Here is a 17,251-nt window from a genome sequence, read left to right as displayed (position 1 = left end):
GTTATTTAAACTAATTTTAATACTTTCATTTTTCTCTCTAATTAGTGCCCAAACATTTGCTGCAGAAAAAGTAGATTATCTTAAAACAGATTGGAGTTTTAAAGGTCTTTTTGGAAAATTTGATAGAGCAGCTCTTCAAAGAGGATATCAAGTTTATACGGAAGTTTGCGCTTCTTGCCATTCAATGAAATATTTAAGCTATAGAAATTTATCAGAAGAGGGTGGACCAGAGTTTTCAGAGGCAGCTGCAAAAGCAATCGCTGCTTCTTTTGAAGTTACAGATGGACCAAACGCTGATGGCGAAATGTTTACTAGACCTGGAAAACTTTCGGATAAATTTGTAATGCCATACGATAATGTAAAAGCCGCACAAGCAGCTAACGGAGGAGCTTATCCACCAGATATGTCTGTTTTAGTTAAAGCTAGAGGTGGTGGAGTTGATTATATTTATTCTTTACTTCAAGGTTATCAAGATCCACCAAGTGGAGTAACTTTGGATGATGGAGTTTATTACAACAAATATATGTATGGTAATAAGATCAGAATGGCAGCGCCATTATCAGATGGAATTGTAGAGTACGGGGATGGTACTAACGCATCAGTTGAACAGATGTCAAAAGATGTAACAACATTTTTAATGTGGGCTGCGGAGCCTCACTTAGAAGCAAGACACCAAATGGGATTTAAAGCCATAGTATATTTGATTATTTTAACTATTTTAGTTTACTTTAGTATGAAGAAAATTTGGTCACGTGTTGAATCTGAAGTTTAATACATCTCCATCTTTAACAATATAATCTTTTCCTTCTAATCTCATTTTCCCATTTGCTTTAGAATTTACCCATCCATCATTTGCTATAAAATCTTCATAAGAAATAGTTTCAGCTCGAATAAACCCTTTTTCAAAATCAGTATGTATTTCACCTGCTGCCTTAGGAGCTGTACAATTTTTTTTAATTGTCCATGCTCTTGTTTCCTCAGGACCAGATGTAAAATAAGTGTCCAGCTCTAGTATATTGTAACCTTTTTGAATTAACATATTTAATCCAGTTTCTTTTAAACCTATCATTTCCATATAATTTTTTTTCTCTTCAGCAGGTAGCTCATTAATTTGATTTTCAATATCAGCGGATACAATTAGTGTATTTTCATTACCAAATTTTTCTATAAAATCTTTTGTATATTTATTACCATTCTGAACACTTTGTTCATCAACATTACAAACATATATTTTTGGTTTAATTGATAATAAACCGCTTTGATTTAATTGCTTGATATCAAATTGTGTTTTTAGAACCGAAATATCTTTATCATTATTTATGCAATCAAGAGCAATTTCTAAAATTTTAAGTTGTTCCTCATCTACATTTTTCTTGTTATTTTTTTCCAATCTTTTTTGAATACTTTCAAGATCTGCAAGCATCATTTCAGTTTCAATAATTTCCAAATCTCTCACTGGGTTTACGTCAGGATTAACATTTTGGATATCATCTGAATCAAAACATCTAATCATATGAATTACTGCATCAACTTCCCTGATATGAGAAAGAAATTTATTTCCTAATCCTTCTCCTTTTGAAGCTCCTTTTACAAGACCAGCAATATCAACGAATGAAATTGTAGTATTAATTATTTTTTTAGAGTTGGAGACTTTTGATAATTTGGACAATCTTTCATCTGGTACGGGAACTACACCAACATTTGGATCAATTGTGCAAAATGGAAAATTAGCTGCTTGTGCTTTACTAGAATTTGTTAGTGCATTAAAAAGTGTAGACTTACCAACATTTGGTAAACCAACGATTCCACATTTAAAACTCATTATTTATTATTAACTGTACTTGAAAATAGATCTAATTTTTTTTCAATTAATATTGAAATTGACTCAGTAATATTATTTGTAATTTTTTCTAATCCAGCCATTTCATCTTCATCAAAGTTTTGAAGTACAAAATCACTTACTTCCATATTGTCTTTTGGTTTTCCAATACCAATTCTTACTCTAGAATAATCTTTACCAATAAATTTATCTATTGAAGCTATACCATTATGACCTGCACTAGATCCACCAAACTTAGCTTTTATTTTTCCAAATTCCACATCCAAATCATCATGAAAAACTATGACATCCTCGGCATCAATTTTAAAATATTCTATTAATTCTCTTATACAAATTCCTGAATTATTCATGAAAGTTAAAGGTTTAATTGCATATATTTTTTTGTCTCCAACATTTCCTGTTGTAAGCAAACCTTTAAATTTTGGTTTCTGTTTTGATAGGCCAAATTTTTTATTTATCGAGTCTATAATTTTAAAACCTACATTATGTCTATTATTTTCACTATCGGGCGTTGGGTTACCTAGTCCTACAAATAAAAGCATAAAAATTTTTTAATGGAAAACAAACTTCAGTCTAAATAATTTATTTTTTTTCTTCAGCAGGCTTCTCTTCGCCTTCAGCAGCTGGTTTATCACCTTCAGCTGGTGTAGTAGCAGCTTCAGCACCCGCTTCACCTTCTGCAGCTTCAGCTTCAGCTGGTTTTTCTGGCTCTTTCATTACAGTTGGAGCCGCAAGTGTTGCAATAACGAAATCCCTACCTTGAATAGTTGGTACAACTTCAGGATCTAGATTAATTGATGAAATTTTAAAACTTACTCCAATATCAATACCATCTAAATCAATTAAAAGATTGTCAGGTATTTTTTCACTTGGACATTTCAATTCAACTTTTCTTCTTACAATATTTAATACTCCACCTTTTTTTAATCCAGGTGACTTTTCATGATTAATAAATTTAACTGGAACCTCAATTCTAATTTTTAGACCAGGCACAACTCTTAAAAAATCAACATGCATAGGTTCGTCTGACAAGATGTGATATTTCACTTCTCTTGGAAGTACATTTTGTGGTTTACCGTTTACATTTAATGTAAGAATTGTAGATAAAAAATTTGAGTCTTCTAACATCGACTTTAGCAGTTTCTTAGATATAGAAACTTTTTCATTTTGAGCTTCTCCGCCATAAATTATAGCTGGAACTTCTCCATTATCTCTTAGTGAGTTAAGCTCACCTTTTGTTTTAGTATCTCTGATGTTAGCTTCTAAAGTATTCATAAAAACAAGGGTTTTTAGCTCAAGATCCTTAATAACACAAGGTAATTATTTAAATAAATCAGATACTGAAGTAGAATTTGATATTCTTTTAATTGCTTCACCCATTAGCCCTGAAATAGATAAAACTTCAATGTTTTTTGCACCTTTTATTTTGTCACTATTATCAATTGTATTTGTAATTACTAAATTTTTGATAACGGAGTTTTTAATTTTTTTGACCGCTTCACCACTAAGAACGCCGTGAGTAATATAAACATAAACTTCTTTTGCACCTCTATCTTTTAGAGCTTTAGCTGCATTTACAATTGTTCCACCCGAGTCGATGATATCGTCTACAATTATACATGTCTTACCTTTTACATCCCCAATCACATTCATAACCTGAGATTGTCCAGGCTTTGGTCTTCTTTTATCTACTATAGCTAGACCAACATTTAAAAGTTTTCCAAGAGATCTTGCTCGCTCAGTACCACCCACATCTGGAGCAACACAAATCATATTTTTACTTTTAATTTTTTTCTTAACGTGTCTTGCAAAAATAGGAGTAGCAAACAAGTTATCTACTGGAATATCAAAAAATCCTTGAATTTGTCCTGCGTGCAAATCCACTGTTACAACACGATCTGCTCCTGCTTTTGTAATCAGGTTAGATACTAGTTTTGCTGAAATGGAAGTTCTTGGGACAACTTTTCTATCTTGTCTTGCATAACCAAAATATGGAATTACAGCAGTTATATTTTTTGCGGATGATCTTTTTAAAGCATCTATGCATAATAAAAGTTCCATTAAGTTATCATTAGCTGGAGAAGATACAGATTGAATAATAAAAATACTATTTCCTCTTATGTTCTCATTAATCTCAACATAAATTTCACCATCAGAAAAATTTCTAATACTTGAATTGACTAATTTAGATTTTAAATATTTAGCAATATTCTTACTAAGAGGTTTATTGCTATTTCCTGATAATAATTTCATGAAAAAACCTAATTAAGCATAATTATTGAAATATTTCTACCATAATCAGCATGATTTAAACTTTTTGATCTTCTAGCACTAAAAAATTTATTTTTAGCATCGAATGTATCAACGTCAATTTTTTCTATTTTTTTCACACCAGACTTAAGAATTAATGATTTAACATAACTAGATAAGTTAAAATATAACTTTTCTTTACCCAATTTAAAAAATTTATGATTAGTTTTGTCTTTTCTTATAAATTTTTTATAAAAATCTTTTTGAACTTCATAATTTTTAACTGATATTGATGGACCTATAACTGCCGTAATATTTTTTGATTTAGACCCTCTCTTAACCATAAATTTAATGACTTTTGATATAATTCCCTTAAAGGCACCTTTCCATCCTGAATGAATTGCAGCTATCATTTTTCTCTGATTGTCAAAAACAAGTATTGGTACACAATCTGCAGTCAAAACTGCAATAGGCAAATTTACTTGATTAGTAATAATTGCATCAGCCTTAGGTTTTATTTTTGATTTATGCTTTTTGTCAATAAATACGAATTTATTACTATGAATTTGATTAAGTAAAAAAATATTTTTTGATTTCTTGGAAATTTTATTTTTAACGATATTTAAATTTTTTTTTACATTTGCACTATTATCATTTGAACCTGGACCACAATTTAAACTTTTATAAATATTTTTTGATACACCACCGATGCTATTAAAAAAACCATGTTTAATAGCTTTATTTTTTGAAAGCTTTTTAGATTTAATCAATTTGAAAACCTGTTTTAAATTTATTGTTTTTAATTTTAATCAACATTACCTTAAACAACTCTCCCATTTGTTTCTCATCAATTAAACGTCTAATTCTATAAAATAGATCTGTTTTCTGTGAGAAGGCTATATTATTACTTACAATCTCTGCTCTCTGCAAAATTCCCATACTTGTTAAGAATTTTTTTTGATTGGTAATTAGATGATCTAGTTTTTCAAATTGATTAATATAATTAGCATATAAATTAAAATTTAAATTGTATGTGATATCAGAGTCGCCAATATCTTCTAATATGTTTGAAAATTTATGATCCTTTATTGCTTGAATAGTATTTTTTATTTTCAGATCTAAATATCCATAATCAATTATTAAAAGTCCACCATTTCTGTTCTCAATAATTTTACAAATTTTCTCTAGATATTTAAACGCTTCTGGAGAGTACTCAATAATATCTTGGTCCTTAGATATTCCAAATTTAAGTTCTTGCTCTATTGTTTTAATATCAACTTCTTTATCATTGAACTCAGCCCTTTTGTAAGTTTTTAAATTAACATACCTTTCAAACCAATTATTCTCCTTTTTAAAAAATTGCTTTATTGGAAGTGCATCAAAAAATTCGTTTGCAAGATAAATGCAAGGAAATGTGTTGTCGATTTCAACTTCATTTACCCAGATTATTTTTTCAGAATTTAAATTTTTTTTTTGTTCATCAATTAAATATGAGCTTTTTTCATGAATCATTAAATTACAGGAGTTAAAACAATCTGGAAAATTCTTTAATGTTTCAGACACAACTTTCATCATTTCTCCATTACCAGCGCCAAGTTCAATTAAGTTAAAATTTTTAGGTGAACCGATGCTTTTCCAAAAAGTTATTACCCAAATCGCAATTATTTCTGAAAATAGTCTTGTGATGTTGGGAGACGTAATAAAATCACCTTCTTTTCCAAAGGGATTTTTTTTCATATAATAACCAATTTCTTTATCGTAAAGAGCGTGATTGATAAATTGATCTAGAGGTAAATTAGTCGACTTGTTCATTTTTTTTCAAAAAGAAAATAATTAATCCAATTATCAAAAAGATAAAACTTATTAATTGACCCATAGTTAAATTGAATATTAGGTATCCCAATTGATCATCTGGAACTCTAAAAAATTCAACAATAAATCTAAAGATTGAATAGAAAATTAAAAATAATCCAGAAATCAATCCAGCTTTTTCAAAATTTCCTCTACTTCTAAAATAAATTAAAATTAAAAATAAAATTAAACCTTCTAATAATGCCTCATAAATTTGTGAGGGATGTCGTGGTTGATTATCTATTTGTATGAAAGTAACTGCCCAAGGTAAATTAGTTATAGTTCCATAAAGTTCAGAATTTATAAAATTTGCAATTCTTCCAAAAAATATTCCAATAGGCGCAACTAGAGCGACGACATCTAAATATAGAAACGTATTTTGATTATTTTTTTTTGCAAACAATATAGTTGCAACAACAATACCAATTACTCCTCCATGAAAAGACATGCCGCCTTCCCATACTTTTAAAATATCTAATAGATTATTGATATAGAATTCAAAATTATAAAATAATACATAACCAATTCTTCCACCTAAAATAATTCCGATGATTAAGTACGTTATATAATCATCAAATTTTTTATTTATTTCAGAATTCTTTAAGAACAGTTTTTTTGCTATTAACCATCCAAATAAAATACCAACTATATAAGCTAGAGAATACCATCTAATTTCTAAAGAAAATATTTCTATTGCAACTGGGTCAAAATTATTGATGAACATTTTAAATTATATCTATATTGTATATCTCAAATATGAAAAATTCTAAATTTATAATTGATAAATTTGCAAAACTACTAGAGCAGGGATTAATAACCTCAAAAGATTTATCATCTGAAATCTTAAATATATTTAAGTCAAAGAGAGATGAATTTGTTTTTAAAATGAAACTTACAAGCAAGGATGAATTTGAGATTCTTTCAAAGAGAGTAGAAAATTTAGAAAATAAAATTTCAAAATTAGAAACAAAAAAAAAGAAGAAAACTAGACCGGCAAAAAGATCTTAACTCTTAGCCCATTCAATTTTGATTTTTCCAGCATAATGTTACCACCATGGGATTTGATAATATCAGAAGCAATTGATAGTCCTAATCCAACACTAGATTTTGAATCATTTCTTCCTTTGTCAATCTTGTAAAAAGGTTTAAATACATTTTCATACTCTTTTTTGGGTATCCCAGGGCCGTCATCATCAATAATTATAAATAGATTTGTATTTTTTTTGGTTAGGCTTATTTCAACGTTGTTTGCATATTTTAATCCGTTATCAATCAGGTTATTTAAAGATCTATTGATAAGGTTCTTTCTGCCATTAATGTAAATTCTAGGAATTAAATTATGAGAAATGTTTTTATTATTATATTTTTTTATAATTTCCTCTATTAGTTCTGAAAGATTAAACATTTCGTCTTTTTCAACATATGATGAGCTTGTAAATTGTAGGTATTCATTAAGCATTTTTTCCATTTCGTTAATATCATCTGTTAACTTATCAACTGCATCTTTATCTTTAAGAAAAGCTAATTGTAGCTTCATTCTTGTTAAAGGAGTTCTTAAATCATGACTAATACCTGATAACATTTCAGTTCTCTGATTAAGATGTCTTGCAATTCTCTTTCTCATTTTGTCAAATTCATGACCTGCTTGACGTATCTCAAGTGCTCCTGAGGGTTTAAATTCTTCTATGTCTTCTCCTTTTCCAAATCTCTCAGCAGCGCGAGCTAAATTTGTAATTGGCCTCGTTTGGTTCTTTAAAAATATTAGTGAAATAATAACCATTATAATTGCAGGAACTGTAATCCATAGCGCAAATATTCTTGCAGAGGTACTAGTGACTCGATCTTTTGGAACTAAAAATTTAAAATATCCATCTTCATATTTTATTCTTAAATCAACTAGTTCTTTATAGTTTGTAGTATTAAACCAGAAGATCTCAGGAGAAAATTTAGACTTCAATTCTCTTCTTAAAGTTCGATCAATTGGACTAAACCATCTTTCTTTATTTTGATCACTTAATTTTTCATTAACTACCAATTCAATATTTAAATCTAGAAACAATGAAAAAAGATTATTCACTTCTTGCTTATCATTTTCCTCATTTTGATAAGCTTCTATAAAAGCACTAATCTCATTAACCAGAGTTCTGGTCATACCTTTATTAGTTTTAATCCACAAACTATCAAAGAAAACAATGGTGATTATTAATTGGATAGTAATTACAGGTACCGCAACAATTAAGAGTGCTCTGTAAAATAATCTTTTTGGTAAAACTTTTTTAAAGAAATTACTCAATCCAGAGAACATATCCTGCACCTCTAATTGTTTGCAAAAACTTAGGACTTTTTTGGTCTATTTCAATTTTTTTTCTCAATCTAGTAATAATAACATCAATGGATCTTTCTTTATCCAAATTAATCAATTTTCCTATATCTTCTCTTGAAAATGTTTTTCCAGGACTATTAATCATTTTTTCTAAAATTGTCTTTTCAGTATTATTAATTTTAAATTCTTTTTGATCTCTAATAATTAAAAGTTTATTTAAGTCGATTTTGACATTTTCAAATTCAATAATTCTTTTTTGCTCAGTTTTTTTTGTCTTATCTAAAATGTTTTTTATTCTTAGAATTAATTCTTTAGGTTCAAATGGTTTGGGCAAATAATCATCTGCACCAATTTCAAGACCTTCTATTCTTTCCTTGGCTTCTCCTTTTGCTGTAAGAAGTATAATTGGAGTATCTAGATTTTTTTTATTTTCTTCTATAAATTCTAATCCATTCTTTCCAGGCATCATTATATCGAGCACAATTAGGTCAAACTTTATTATTTTTATTTTGTCAGAAGCATCTTCAGCACTGTCAGCTGTGGTTACTAAATAATTATTTTCGTTTAGAAATTTTTTGACCAATGATCTAATACCATCGTCGTCATCAACTACTAAAATATGAGCTAAAAAATTATCCATTAATTATTTTATTTAATACATTGTCAAAATTAACAACCTCTTCTGAAGTTGAATTTAAAAGAGCTGAATAAATTCTTTTTTTTTGTAAATTAAAAATTTCTTCAAATATTTTCTTTCCTTTTTCGTTTAAAAACACATGTTTAACCCTTGTATCCTGATCATTTTTCTTAAATATGACGATGTCTAAATTTATTAAATCTTTTAAAACTCTGTTAAGGCTCTGCTTAGTTACTTTTAATTTTTTAAGCAGATCTGAGATAGAGATACCTTCGTAAGATGAAATTAGGTGAATAACCTTATGGTGGGCCACACCAATTGAATATTTATCTAAAATTTTTTTAGAGTCAGAAAATGTCTCTCTATAACTAACAAATAATTTTTCAATTAAGCCCTTTAGTTGATCGTCTTTAAGATATAAAAGTTCTTTCATAATGGGTAAGTTATATTGACATATCAAAGATACAAAGATATTTTTCACTGATATTTTAAAATATTTTCACTAATGATACCGTACGATAAAAGATCTGGAAAAATTTGGTACAACGATGAACTTGTTGATTGGGGAGATGTAAAACTCCATGTTTTAAGTCATGGTTTACATTATGCGAGCTGTGTTTTTGAAGGTGAAAGAGTTTATGATGGTTCTATATTTAAATTAGAGGAACATACCTCTAGATTTTTTCATTCTGCTAGAAGAATGGGTTTTGAAATTCCTTATACTGAAGAGCAAATAAATACTGCTTCAAATAAAATAATTGCAACTCAGAATGTAGAAAACGGATATGTAAGACCAGTAGCTTGGAGAGGCACTGAAATGATGGCTATATCAGCACAACAAACAAAAATTCATGTTGCGATTGCAACTTGGGAATGGGGATCTTACTTCGATCCAAAACTAAAAGTCGAAGGCATTAAATTAAATATTTCAAACTGGAGAAGACCAGCTCCTAACACTATACCTTGGGATACTAAAGCATCAGGTTTGTATATGATTTGTACATTATCTAAACATGAAGCTGAAAAACAAGGTTACACAGATTCTTTAATGTTGGATCATGAAGGAAATATTGCTGAAGCAACAGGTGCCAATGTATTTTTTAAAGATAAAAATGGAGAAATTCACACACCAATCCCAGATTCATTCTTAGATGGAATTACAAGAAGAACTGTAATTGGAATTGCAAAATCAAAAAATATAAAAGTACATGAAAGAAAAATTAGTCCCACAGAACTTCCTAATTTTGTGGGATGCTTTTTAACAGGAACTGCTGCTGAAGTTACACCCGTATCTTGTATAGCAGAAAATCAATTCAAAGTTTGTGATACTATCATTGATCTTAATGAAAGTTATCAAGCATTGGTAAGAAAGAAAAAAGCAGCTTAATCTTTGTTATCTTCAGATATTGCGTGATCAATACCTTTTCGTAAATAATCATAACCTGTAAATAAAGTAAGCGCAGCTGATAACCATAAAAGAATAATTCCAATAGTTTGAGCATTATAATCTTCAAAGTTGATTATTTTATTTCCAGTATCTCCTGAAAGTAGAAGACCAATAGCAACCATTTGTAATACCGTTTTAAGTTTAGCAAGATTTGAAACTGGAAGTTTAATCTGACCTTTTGCTAAAAATTCTCGCAATCCTGAAATTAAAATTTCTCTAGTTAAAATTATTATGGCTGCAATAACTTCATAATTTCTGATTGTTCCATCCATCACCAACAAAATTAGAGCTGTAGCGACTATAATTTTATCTGCAATTGGATCTAATAGTTCTCCCAATTTAGATTCTTGGCCTAACATTCTAGCTAACATGCCATCTAAGAAATCTGTAAATGAAGCAATTATAAATAAAATTAAAGCAGTTAAATCACCATAAAAACCTGGAAGATAAAATGCTAAAACAAAGAAGGGTACAATTATTATTCTCCCTATTGTCAGAATATTTGGAATTTTTTTTAACATAATTATTCGTGAAAGAAGTTATATATCTTTTTTGCTACTTTTTCTTCAACACCTTCAACAGATTTAATTTCATCTAAACTGGCAGACTCAACAGATCTCGCTGACCCAAAATGGTTTAGTAGCGCTCTTTTTCTAATTGCTCCAATACCTTCAATTTGGTCCAGCAAAGATTTACTAATTCCTTTTTTTCTCTTTGCTCTATGGGTACTTATTGCAAATCTATGCGACTCATCTCTTATCCTTTGAAGGAAGAATAGAGTAGGGTCATTTTTTGAGAATTTATATTCTTTGCCATTATGAAAAAATGTTTCATTTCCACTATTACGAAATTTACCCTTTGCTATTGCAATAATTGGAATGTCATGAAGCCCCAATTCATTTAAGCTTTCTCTAGCTACTGAATATTGTCCTTTTCCTCCATCTACTAATACTAAATCAGGAAAAGTGAGATAATTATCTTTTTCTTGAACAGCACGTTTAAATCTTCTGTTTAACACTTCTCTCATCATCCCATAATCATCCTGTTCATTTTTTTTGTGCTTGATATTGAACTTTCGATATCTTTTTTTAATAAATCCCTCATCACCATAAGCAATTAAAGCTCCAACACTATTTGTTCCTTGGATATGGCTGTTATCATAAACCTCAATTAAATTTATATTTGTTTCAAGATTAAATTTTTTTGCAACTTCATCAAAAAGTTCTCGATTATTCTGACTTTCATAAAGTTTTCTATTCAAACTGTCTTTTGCATTTTTTATTGCTTGATTAATTACTTTTAATTTTGAACCTTTTTTAGCAACACTAATGTTAATTTGTTTTCCTTCTTTTTGAGTTAAAGTTTTTTCAATTAAAACTTTTTCTTTTATTTCCTCAGATAAAATTATTGCAGAAGGCACACTTTTATTTTCATAAAATTGTGAAACAAATGAATTTAAAATATCTCCTAATTTTTCATCTGGGTCATGTTTTGGAAAAAAAGCTTGGTTACCCCAATTTTGCTTTGAACGATAAAAAAATACTTGAATACAAGTTTTGCCAGACTCTTTGTATCCAGCAATAACATCTGCCTCAACTAAGTTTGCCTCATTAATTCTTTGAGAAGATTGAATAATATTTAAAGCTTTAATTCTATCTCTTAAAATTACTGCTTTTTCAAAATCTAATTCCTCACTTGCTTTTTCCATTTGGCTTGAAAGATTTTTTTGAATTTTCCTTGATTTCCCAGAGACAAACTCAATGGCATCATCAACTGTTTGTTGATAATCATTTTTTTCAACATAACCAACACATGGTCCAGAACATCTTTTTATTTGATAAAGGATACAAGGTCTTTCTCTATTTTTAAAAACAGTATCATCACAAACTCTTAGATGAAAAATTTTTTGGATCATCTTTATAGTCCAGTTAGCTGAACCTGCTGATGCAAAAGGTCCAAAATAAAATCCTTCTTTTGTTTTTTTTCCTCTATGTCTTTTAATTTGAGGCCATTTATCTTTGTTACCAATAAAAATGAATGGAAATGACTTATCATCTCTTAATAAAATATTGAATTTTGGCTTAAATTTTTTAATTAGGTTTGCTTCTAGAAGTAGCGCTTCACTTTCATTTGAAGTAGTCGTTATCTCTAATTTTCTAGTTTGAGACAACATTCTCTCTGTTCTAATTATATGATTTTTTTCAGATACATAACTTTTAAGTCTGTTAGGAAGATTTTTTGCTTTTCCTACATATAGGATTTCATTTTTTTCATTTAGCATCCTGTAGACACCAGGAAGTTTAGGGACTAGCGAGAGCTCTTTTTTAATTACCTCTTTTCCTATTTCAGAGCTTATCATGACTTCTTTTTTTGGTAATTTGAATACCAACAGATGAACATTGCTTAAGAATTTCTAATTTCTCAATTTTCAACATTATTTTAGCAATCCTTTGATCTTTGAATAATTCATCAAATACAGCCTCAGCTAATGTTTCAAGAAAGTTGTAATGTTTTTTTTTAACAAGTTTTGTGATCAATTTTACAATTGTTCCATAATTTACAATCGATTTTATATCCTTATCATTTGATGGCTTTTTGTCCTCATAATCAATCTCTAAGCTAAATTTAACTTTTTGAGGCTTTTTTTTTTCAAAGTCATAATAGCCAAGTTTTAAATTTAAAATTAGTTCATTAATTAGAATTTTCTTTTCGTAATTAAAAAGACTTTTGTTTTTATTTATTCTTACAATCTTAAAATTACTTCTTTTCATTCTTTGCCCATAATATCTGGTGTTTGCCAGTTTAAATTTTGCCCACTATCTATAGCTAAAACTTGTCCTGTAATAGATATATTTTTTATAAAAAAGTCAACAGCATTGCATATTTGTTCAACATCAACTTGTCTTTTTAGTGGGGTTGCTAAATACTGTTTTCTAAAATGTTTTTCAGATTGTCTTTGATTTTTAATAGTTGGGCCAGGTGCGATTCCGTTTACTCTAATCTTTGGAGCTAAACTCATAGCGCTAGTTTTTGTTAACGTATAAAGTCCAGTTTTACTGATTGTGTAAGAAAAAAAATACGGAGTTAGTTTGAAAACTCTTTGATCAATTATATTAATTATATTGTTATTGGTTCCTTTAACATTTTTTGCAAATTCTTTTGATAATAATGCAGGTGTTCTTAAATTTGTTCTTAAATGTTGTCCCCAACTATCTGTTGTAAAGTTTTCTAATTTATCATTTTCAAACAAAGAGGCATTATTAATTAGACAATCAAAATACTTAAGTTTTGATTTTGCATATTTTACAATTTTATTTACATCATTTTCTTTACTTAAATCACCTTTAACCAAGTAAACTTTAGTACCATTATTTGATAGTTCTTTTTTTAACTTCTTGGCTTTTGATTTTGATTTATTAAAATGAATTAAAATTTCTTTATTAGGACCAGATAATTTTTTTGCAATTGCAGCACCAATTCTAGTTGCCCCACCTGTAATAATTATTTTTCGTGCTTCCATTTTTTATCTCTTTTTTTTGTAACTTTTGTTCCAGGCATTCCCATTGTTGATCGGCCTTTAGGATAAAGTTTATTTTTTACATCATACTGCCTTATTTTTGGATTTAATGTAATTTCTAATTCGCTACTTTCCAACTTTCTTATTTCGTCTCTAATTTTAGCGGCTTCTTCAAATTCAAGATTAGATGCTGCTTCTTTCATTTTTTTATCTAGTGCTTTAAGATGTTTCTTTAAGTTTCCACCAACATTAGAACCTTCACTTATTTTTACATAATCTTTTTCATAAACACTCTCTAAAATATCGCTAATTTCTTTTTTAACTGATGTAGCGCTAATTTTGTGTTTTTTATTATAAGCTATTTGAATATTTCTTCTTCTATCAGTTTCAGCAACTGCCTTTTTTATACTTTTAGTCTCTTTATCAGCATACAAAATAACTTTTCCATCTACATTTCTTGCTGCTCTTCCTATTGTTTGAATGAGTGATGTTTCTGATCGTAAAAAACCTTCTTTATCTGCATCTAAAATTCCAACTAGTGCACATTCAGGAATATCAAGACCTTCTCTTAATAAGTTGATACCAACTAAAACATCGAATACACCCATCCTCAAGTCTCTCATTATTTCAATTCTCTCCAAAGTATCGATATCTGAGTGAAGGTACCTAACTTTAATTCCATTTTCATGAAGGTATTCTGTTAAATCTTCTGCCATTTTCTTAGTAAGAGTTGTAACTAAAACACGATGATTGTTTTCAATCACTCTTTTACATTCGTGCATCAAATCATCTACCTGATTTTTTGCAGGTCTAATTTCAACCACAGGATCAATTAGTCCAGTTGGTCTGATAACTTGATCAATAAATTTTCCTTTTGTTTGCTCTAGTTCCCATGGTCCTGGTGTTGCAGACACAAATACGGTTTGAGTTCTCATTAAATCCCACTCTTCAAACTTTAATGGTCTATTATCCATACATGATGGTAATCTAAAACCATATTCTGCGAGAGTACTTTTTCTTGATCTATCTCCTTTATACATCCCGTTTAGTTGTGGAACAGTCACATGACATTCATCAACAAATATTAGAGTGTTATCTGGAAAATATTCAAATAGAGTGGGAGGGGGTTCTCCCGGTTTTCTTCCAGATAAAAATCTTGAATAGTTTTCAATTCCAGCACAAGAACCAGTTGCTTCAATCATTTCTAAATCAAACTTAGTTCTTTCTTCTAATCTTTGAGCCTCTAATAATTTATTTTCTGCTCTATGTTTTTTTAAAGTTATTTCTAATTCTTTTTTAATATTAATAACTGCCTGTTCGATTGTAGGCTTAGGAGTTATGTAATGGCTATTCGCATAGACTTTTACTAAACTTAGCTCTCTAACTTTATCTCCTGTTAAAGGATCAAATTCTTCAATTTGCTCTAATTTATCTCCGAATAGACAAAGCCTCCAAGCTCTATCTTCTAGATGGGAGGGAAATATTTCTAAATATTCTCCTCTTGCTCTAAATGTTCCTCTATAAAAATTTTGATCATTTCTTTTGTATTGTAAAGCAACTAAAGATTTAATTATTTCTTCTCTGTTGTAATCATAATTTTTTTGAAGAGTTAGCGTCATTTTACTGTACGCTTCAACAGAACCTAATCCATAAATACATGAAACACTTGCTACAATTAAAACATCATCTCTTTCTAAAAGAGATCTAGTTGCTGAGTGTCTCATTCGATCAATCTGCTCGTTAATTGATGCCTCTTTTTCTATGTAAGTGTCAGATCTTGGTACGTACGCTTCTGGAGTGTAGTAGTCATAATAAGAAACAAAGTATTCAACTGCATTATCTGGGAAAAATGTTTTCATTTCTCCATAGAGTTGTGCTGCTAGCGTTTTGTTTGGAGCAAGTATCAATGCTGGTCTATTAGTGGCCTCGATTACTTTTGCCATTGTAAAAGTTTTTCCAGATCCTGTAACTCCAAGTAATACTTGATTAAATTGATCTTTATTTGCACCATTTACTAATTTTTTTATAGCTTCTGGTTGATCACCCGCAGGTTTAAAATCAGATTTAATTTTGAATTTTTTTCCACCTTCGAGTTTTCCACCAATTTTTGGATTTTTACTCTGAATATCTGTAATTAAATCTTGATAAGTATTTTCCATATATTAAACAGCGTATTAGAATTTATTTATATTTCAATGAGCATAATATCAGACAGTTTAAAACGAATTAAACCATCACCAACTATTGCAGTTACTCAAAAAGCAAGAGAACTTAGAGCTGCAGGAAAAGATGTAATTGGTCTTGGGGCTGGAGAACCAGATTTCGATACACCAGATAATATTAAAAATGCTGCAATTAAAGCTATCAAAAGTGGAGACACAAAATATACAGCAGTAGATGGAACACCTGCTTTAAAAAAAGCAATCGTAGATAAGTTTAAAAGAGAAAACAAAATTAATTACACTACAGATCAAATCACTGTTGGAACTGGTGGAAAACAAGTTCTTTATAATGCTTTCATGGCAACTTTGAATAAAGGTGATGAAGTAATTATTCCTGCACCTTTTTGGGTTTCTTATCCTGATATGGTTTTGTTAGCAGGTGGTAAACCAAAGATAGTTAAGTGCACAGAAGAAGAAGGATTTAAACTTACTGCAAGTAAATTAAAAAAAGCTATTACCAAAAAAACTAAATGGGTGATTTTAAATTCACCATCTAATCCAACTGGAGCAGGTTATTCCAAAAAAGAAATTGAAGATTTAGCTAAAGTTTTAATTAAAAATAAAAAAGTTCATATTTTGAGTGACGATATCTATGAACATATAGCTTATGATAATTTTAATTTTTACACGATTGCTCAAAACTCTAAATTAAAAGATAGAACTTTGACTATGAATGGGGTCAGTAAATCTTATGCAATGACAGGTTGGAGAATAGGGTATGCCGCTGGACCAAAAGATATCATTAAAGCAATTGGTAAAATTCAATCTCAATCTACATCAAACCCATCATCAATCAGTCAAGCTGCTGCAGTTGAAGCTTTAAATGGAAATCAAGGTTTCATAAAAAAAAGATCAAAAGCTTTCAAAGAAAGAAGAGATTTTGTAGTTAAAAGTTTAAACAGCATTAATGGTATAAATTGTTTAACCCCTAATGGAGCATTTTATGTATTTCCAAGTTGTAAGGGATTATTAAATAAAAAAACTAAATTGAAAACTGATACAGAGTTTGTTCAAAAACTACTTGAGCAATCTAATGTTGCAGTTGTTCAAGGATCTGCATTTGGTTTAGATGGATACTTTAGAATTTCTTACGCTACTTCAATGCAAAATTTGAAAAAGGCAATGGATAGAATAAAATCTTTCTGTGAAAGCCTTTCTTAAGAA

19 protein-coding genes are annotated in these 17,251 nt (G+C 29.3%); 4 read left to right on the top strand and 15 right to left on the bottom strand.

Features of this window, described 5'->3' with window-relative positions:
* The first annotated feature begins 13 nt into the window (after positions 1–13).
* Entirely contained in the window at positions 14–772 is a 759-nt protein-coding gene (locus tag AMN99_RS03175) for a cytochrome c1 (protein WP_306452584.1), read from the top strand.
* On the opposite strand, the gene ychF is transcribed toward AMN99_RS03175, so the two are convergent.
* The 7 genes from ychF to lgt are packed head-to-tail and all read right to left on the bottom strand — an operon-like array spanning position 749 to position 6,665.
* Positions 749–1,822 carry a redox-regulated ATPase YchF gene (gene ychF, locus AMN99_RS03170; RefSeq protein ID WP_075506390.1) on the bottom strand — a complete coding sequence of 358 codons (1,074 nt, stop codon included), beginning with the start codon at positions 1,820–1,822 and terminating at the stop codon, positions 749–751. The genes AMN99_RS03175 and ychF overlap by 24 nt on opposite strands.
* Positions 1,822–2,382 carry an aminoacyl-tRNA hydrolase gene (gene pth, locus AMN99_RS03165; protein ID WP_075506389.1) on the bottom strand — a complete coding sequence of 187 codons (561 nt, stop codon included), beginning with the start codon at positions 2,380–2,382 and terminating at the stop codon, positions 1,822–1,824. The genes ychF and pth overlap by 1 nt, the downstream gene beginning before the upstream one ends.
* A gap of 40 nt (positions 2,383–2,422) precedes the next feature.
* Positions 2,423–3,115 (bottom strand): 50S ribosomal protein L25/general stress protein Ctc, encoded by a 693-nt coding sequence (locus AMN99_RS03160; RefSeq protein WP_075506388.1) that lies wholly within the window; start codon positions 3,113–3,115, stop codon positions 2,423–2,425.
* 45 nt (positions 3,116–3,160) lie between these two features.
* Positions 3,161–4,093 carry a ribose-phosphate pyrophosphokinase gene (locus AMN99_RS03155; RefSeq protein ID WP_075506387.1) on the bottom strand — a complete coding sequence of 311 codons (933 nt, stop codon included), beginning with the start codon at positions 4,091–4,093 and terminating at the stop codon, positions 3,161–3,163.
* A gap of 8 nt (positions 4,094–4,101) precedes the next feature.
* The gene (pgeF, locus tag AMN99_RS03150) at positions 4,102–4,860 is read right to left on the bottom strand and encodes a peptidoglycan editing factor PgeF (protein WP_075506386.1); all 759 of its coding nucleotides are present in this window, start codon (positions 4,858–4,860) and stop codon (positions 4,102–4,104) included.
* Positions 4,853–5,902, bottom strand: coding sequence for an SAM-dependent methyltransferase (locus tag AMN99_RS03145; protein ID WP_075506385.1), 1,050 nt, complete (start codon positions 5,900–5,902; stop codon positions 4,853–4,855). Before AMN99_RS03145 ends, pgeF begins: the two co-directional genes overlap by 8 nt.
* Positions 5,886–6,665, bottom strand: a complete 780-nt coding sequence (lgt, locus tag AMN99_RS03140) for a prolipoprotein diacylglyceryl transferase (protein ID WP_075506384.1) — start codon at positions 6,663–6,665, stop codon at positions 5,886–5,888. The genes AMN99_RS03145 and lgt overlap by 17 nt, the downstream gene beginning before the upstream one ends.
* 32 nt (positions 6,666–6,697) lie before the next feature.
* On the opposite strand from lgt, the gene AMN99_RS03135 reads away from it, so the two are divergent.
* Positions 6,698–6,949: a hypothetical protein gene (locus AMN99_RS03135; protein WP_075506383.1), complete on the top strand. Its 252-nt coding sequence runs from the start codon at positions 6,698–6,700 to the stop codon at positions 6,947–6,949.
* Here AMN99_RS03135 and AMN99_RS03130 read toward each other — a convergent pair.
* Genes AMN99_RS03130 through AMN99_RS03120 form a run of 3 tightly spaced genes read right to left on the bottom strand, consistent with a single transcriptional unit; the run spans position 6,927 to position 9,334 of the window.
* Positions 6,927–8,246, bottom strand: coding sequence for an ATP-binding protein (locus AMN99_RS03130; protein ID WP_075506382.1), 1,320 nt, complete (start codon positions 8,244–8,246; stop codon positions 6,927–6,929). The two genes, AMN99_RS03135 and AMN99_RS03130, sit on opposite strands and share 23 nt — an antisense overlap.
* The gene (locus tag AMN99_RS03125) at positions 8,227–8,904 is read right to left on the bottom strand and encodes a response regulator (protein ID WP_075506381.1); all 678 of its coding nucleotides are present in this window, start codon (positions 8,902–8,904) and stop codon (positions 8,227–8,229) included. Before AMN99_RS03125 ends, AMN99_RS03130 begins: the two co-directional genes overlap by 20 nt.
* Positions 8,897–9,334: a MarR family winged helix-turn-helix transcriptional regulator gene (locus tag AMN99_RS03120; protein ID WP_075506380.1), complete on the bottom strand. Its 438-nt coding sequence runs from the start codon at positions 9,332–9,334 to the stop codon at positions 8,897–8,899. The genes AMN99_RS03125 and AMN99_RS03120 overlap by 8 nt, the downstream gene beginning before the upstream one ends.
* A 72-nt stretch (positions 9,335–9,406) precedes the next feature.
* On the opposite strand from AMN99_RS03120, the gene AMN99_RS03115 reads away from it, so the two are divergent.
* Positions 9,407–10,288 carry a branched-chain amino acid aminotransferase gene (locus tag AMN99_RS03115; RefSeq protein WP_075506379.1) on the top strand — a complete coding sequence of 294 codons (882 nt, stop codon included), beginning with the start codon at positions 9,407–9,409 and terminating at the stop codon, positions 10,286–10,288.
* Here AMN99_RS03115 and pgsA read toward each other — a convergent pair.
* From pgsA to uvrB, 5 genes are read right to left on the bottom strand one after another with little or no spacing between them, the layout of a single operon-like run.
* Positions 10,285–10,869 carry a CDP-diacylglycerol--glycerol-3-phosphate 3-phosphatidyltransferase gene (pgsA, locus tag AMN99_RS03110; RefSeq protein ID WP_075506378.1) on the bottom strand — a complete coding sequence of 195 codons (585 nt, stop codon included), beginning with the start codon at positions 10,867–10,869 and terminating at the stop codon, positions 10,285–10,287. The genes AMN99_RS03115 and pgsA overlap by 4 nt on opposite strands.
* A 2-nt stretch (positions 10,870–10,871) precedes the next feature.
* Entirely contained in the window at positions 10,872–12,707 is a 1,836-nt protein-coding gene (uvrC, locus tag AMN99_RS03105) for an excinuclease ABC subunit UvrC (RefSeq protein ID WP_075506377.1), read from the bottom strand.
* Entirely contained in the window at positions 12,694–13,119 is a 426-nt protein-coding gene (locus AMN99_RS03100; protein WP_075506376.1) for a dihydroneopterin aldolase, read from the bottom strand. The genes uvrC and AMN99_RS03100 overlap by 14 nt, the downstream gene beginning before the upstream one ends.
* Entirely contained in the window at positions 13,116–13,868 is a 753-nt protein-coding gene (locus tag AMN99_RS03095) for an SDR family oxidoreductase (RefSeq protein ID WP_075506375.1), read from the bottom strand. Before AMN99_RS03095 ends, AMN99_RS03100 begins: the two co-directional genes overlap by 4 nt.
* Entirely contained in the window at positions 13,850–16,024 is a 2,175-nt protein-coding gene (uvrB, locus tag AMN99_RS03090) for an excinuclease ABC subunit UvrB (RefSeq protein ID WP_075506374.1), read from the bottom strand. The genes AMN99_RS03095 and uvrB overlap by 19 nt, the downstream gene beginning before the upstream one ends.
* A 36-nt stretch (positions 16,025–16,060) precedes the next feature.
* Between uvrB and AMN99_RS03085 the strand changes: the two genes are divergently transcribed.
* Positions 16,061–17,248: a pyridoxal phosphate-dependent aminotransferase gene (locus AMN99_RS03085; protein ID WP_075506373.1), complete on the top strand. Its 1,188-nt coding sequence runs from the start codon at positions 16,061–16,063 to the stop codon at positions 17,246–17,248.
* Positions 17,249–17,251 lie beyond the last annotated feature (3 nt).

The sequence above is a fragment of the Candidatus Pelagibacter communis genome, assembly GCF_001180225.1.
In the GTDB taxonomy this organism is placed as follows: Bacteria; Pseudomonadota; Alphaproteobacteria; order Pelagibacterales; family Pelagibacteraceae; genus Pelagibacter; species Pelagibacter ubique_D.
Note: the sequence above shows the minus strand (reverse complement) of the source record. Positions and strands in the feature narration are given on the sequence as shown.

Excerpts from the sequence above, each read along its gene's own strand:
- ychF (WP_075506390.1), bottom strand. The coding sequence starts at position 1,822 with ATGAGTTTTAAATGTGGAATCGTTGGTTTACCAAATGTTGGTAAGTCT.
- pth (WP_075506389.1), bottom strand. The coding sequence starts at position 2,382 with ATGCTTTTATTTGTAGGACTAGGTAACCCAACGCCCGATAGTGAAAAT.
- AMN99_RS03160 (WP_075506388.1), bottom strand. The coding sequence starts at position 3,115 with ATGAATACTTTAGAAGCTAACATCAGAGATACTAAAACAAAAGGTGAG.
- AMN99_RS03155 (WP_075506387.1), bottom strand. The coding sequence starts at position 4,093 with ATGAAATTATTATCAGGAAATAGCAATAAACCTCTTAGTAAGAATATT.
- AMN99_RS03145 (WP_075506385.1), bottom strand. The coding sequence starts at position 5,902 with ATGAACAAGTCGACTAATTTACCTCTAGATCAATTTATCAATCACGCT.
- lgt (WP_075506384.1), bottom strand. The coding sequence starts at position 6,665 with ATGTTCATCAATAATTTTGACCCAGTTGCAATAGAAATATTTTCTTTA.
- AMN99_RS03135 (WP_075506383.1), top strand. The coding sequence starts at position 6,698 with ATGAAAAATTCTAAATTTATAATTGATAAATTTGCAAAACTACTAGAG.
- AMN99_RS03130 (WP_075506382.1), bottom strand. The coding sequence starts at position 8,246 with ATGTTCTCTGGATTGAGTAATTTCTTTAAAAAAGTTTTACCAAAAAGA.
- AMN99_RS03125 (WP_075506381.1), bottom strand. The coding sequence starts at position 8,904 with ATGGATAATTTTTTAGCTCATATTTTAGTAGTTGATGACGACGATGGT.
- AMN99_RS03120 (WP_075506380.1), bottom strand. The coding sequence starts at position 9,334 with ATGAAAGAACTTTTATATCTTAAAGACGATCAACTAAAGGGCTTAATT.
- AMN99_RS03115 (WP_075506379.1), top strand. The coding sequence starts at position 9,407 with ATGATACCGTACGATAAAAGATCTGGAAAAATTTGGTACAACGATGAA.
- pgsA (WP_075506378.1), bottom strand. The coding sequence starts at position 10,869 with ATGTTAAAAAAAATTCCAAATATTCTGACAATAGGGAGAATAATAATT.
- uvrC (WP_075506377.1), bottom strand. The coding sequence starts at position 12,707 with ATGATAAGCTCTGAAATAGGAAAAGAGGTAATTAAAAAAGAGCTCTCG.
- AMN99_RS03100 (WP_075506376.1), bottom strand. The coding sequence starts at position 13,119 with ATGAAAAGAAGTAATTTTAAGATTGTAAGAATAAATAAAAACAAAAGT.
- AMN99_RS03095 (WP_075506375.1), bottom strand. The coding sequence starts at position 13,868 with ATGGAAGCACGAAAAATAATTATTACAGGTGGGGCAACTAGAATTGGT.
- uvrB (WP_075506374.1), bottom strand. The coding sequence starts at position 16,024 with ATGGAAAATACTTATCAAGATTTAATTACAGATATTCAGAGTAAAAAT.
- AMN99_RS03085 (WP_075506373.1), top strand. The coding sequence starts at position 16,061 with ATGAGCATAATATCAGACAGTTTAAAACGAATTAAACCATCACCAACT.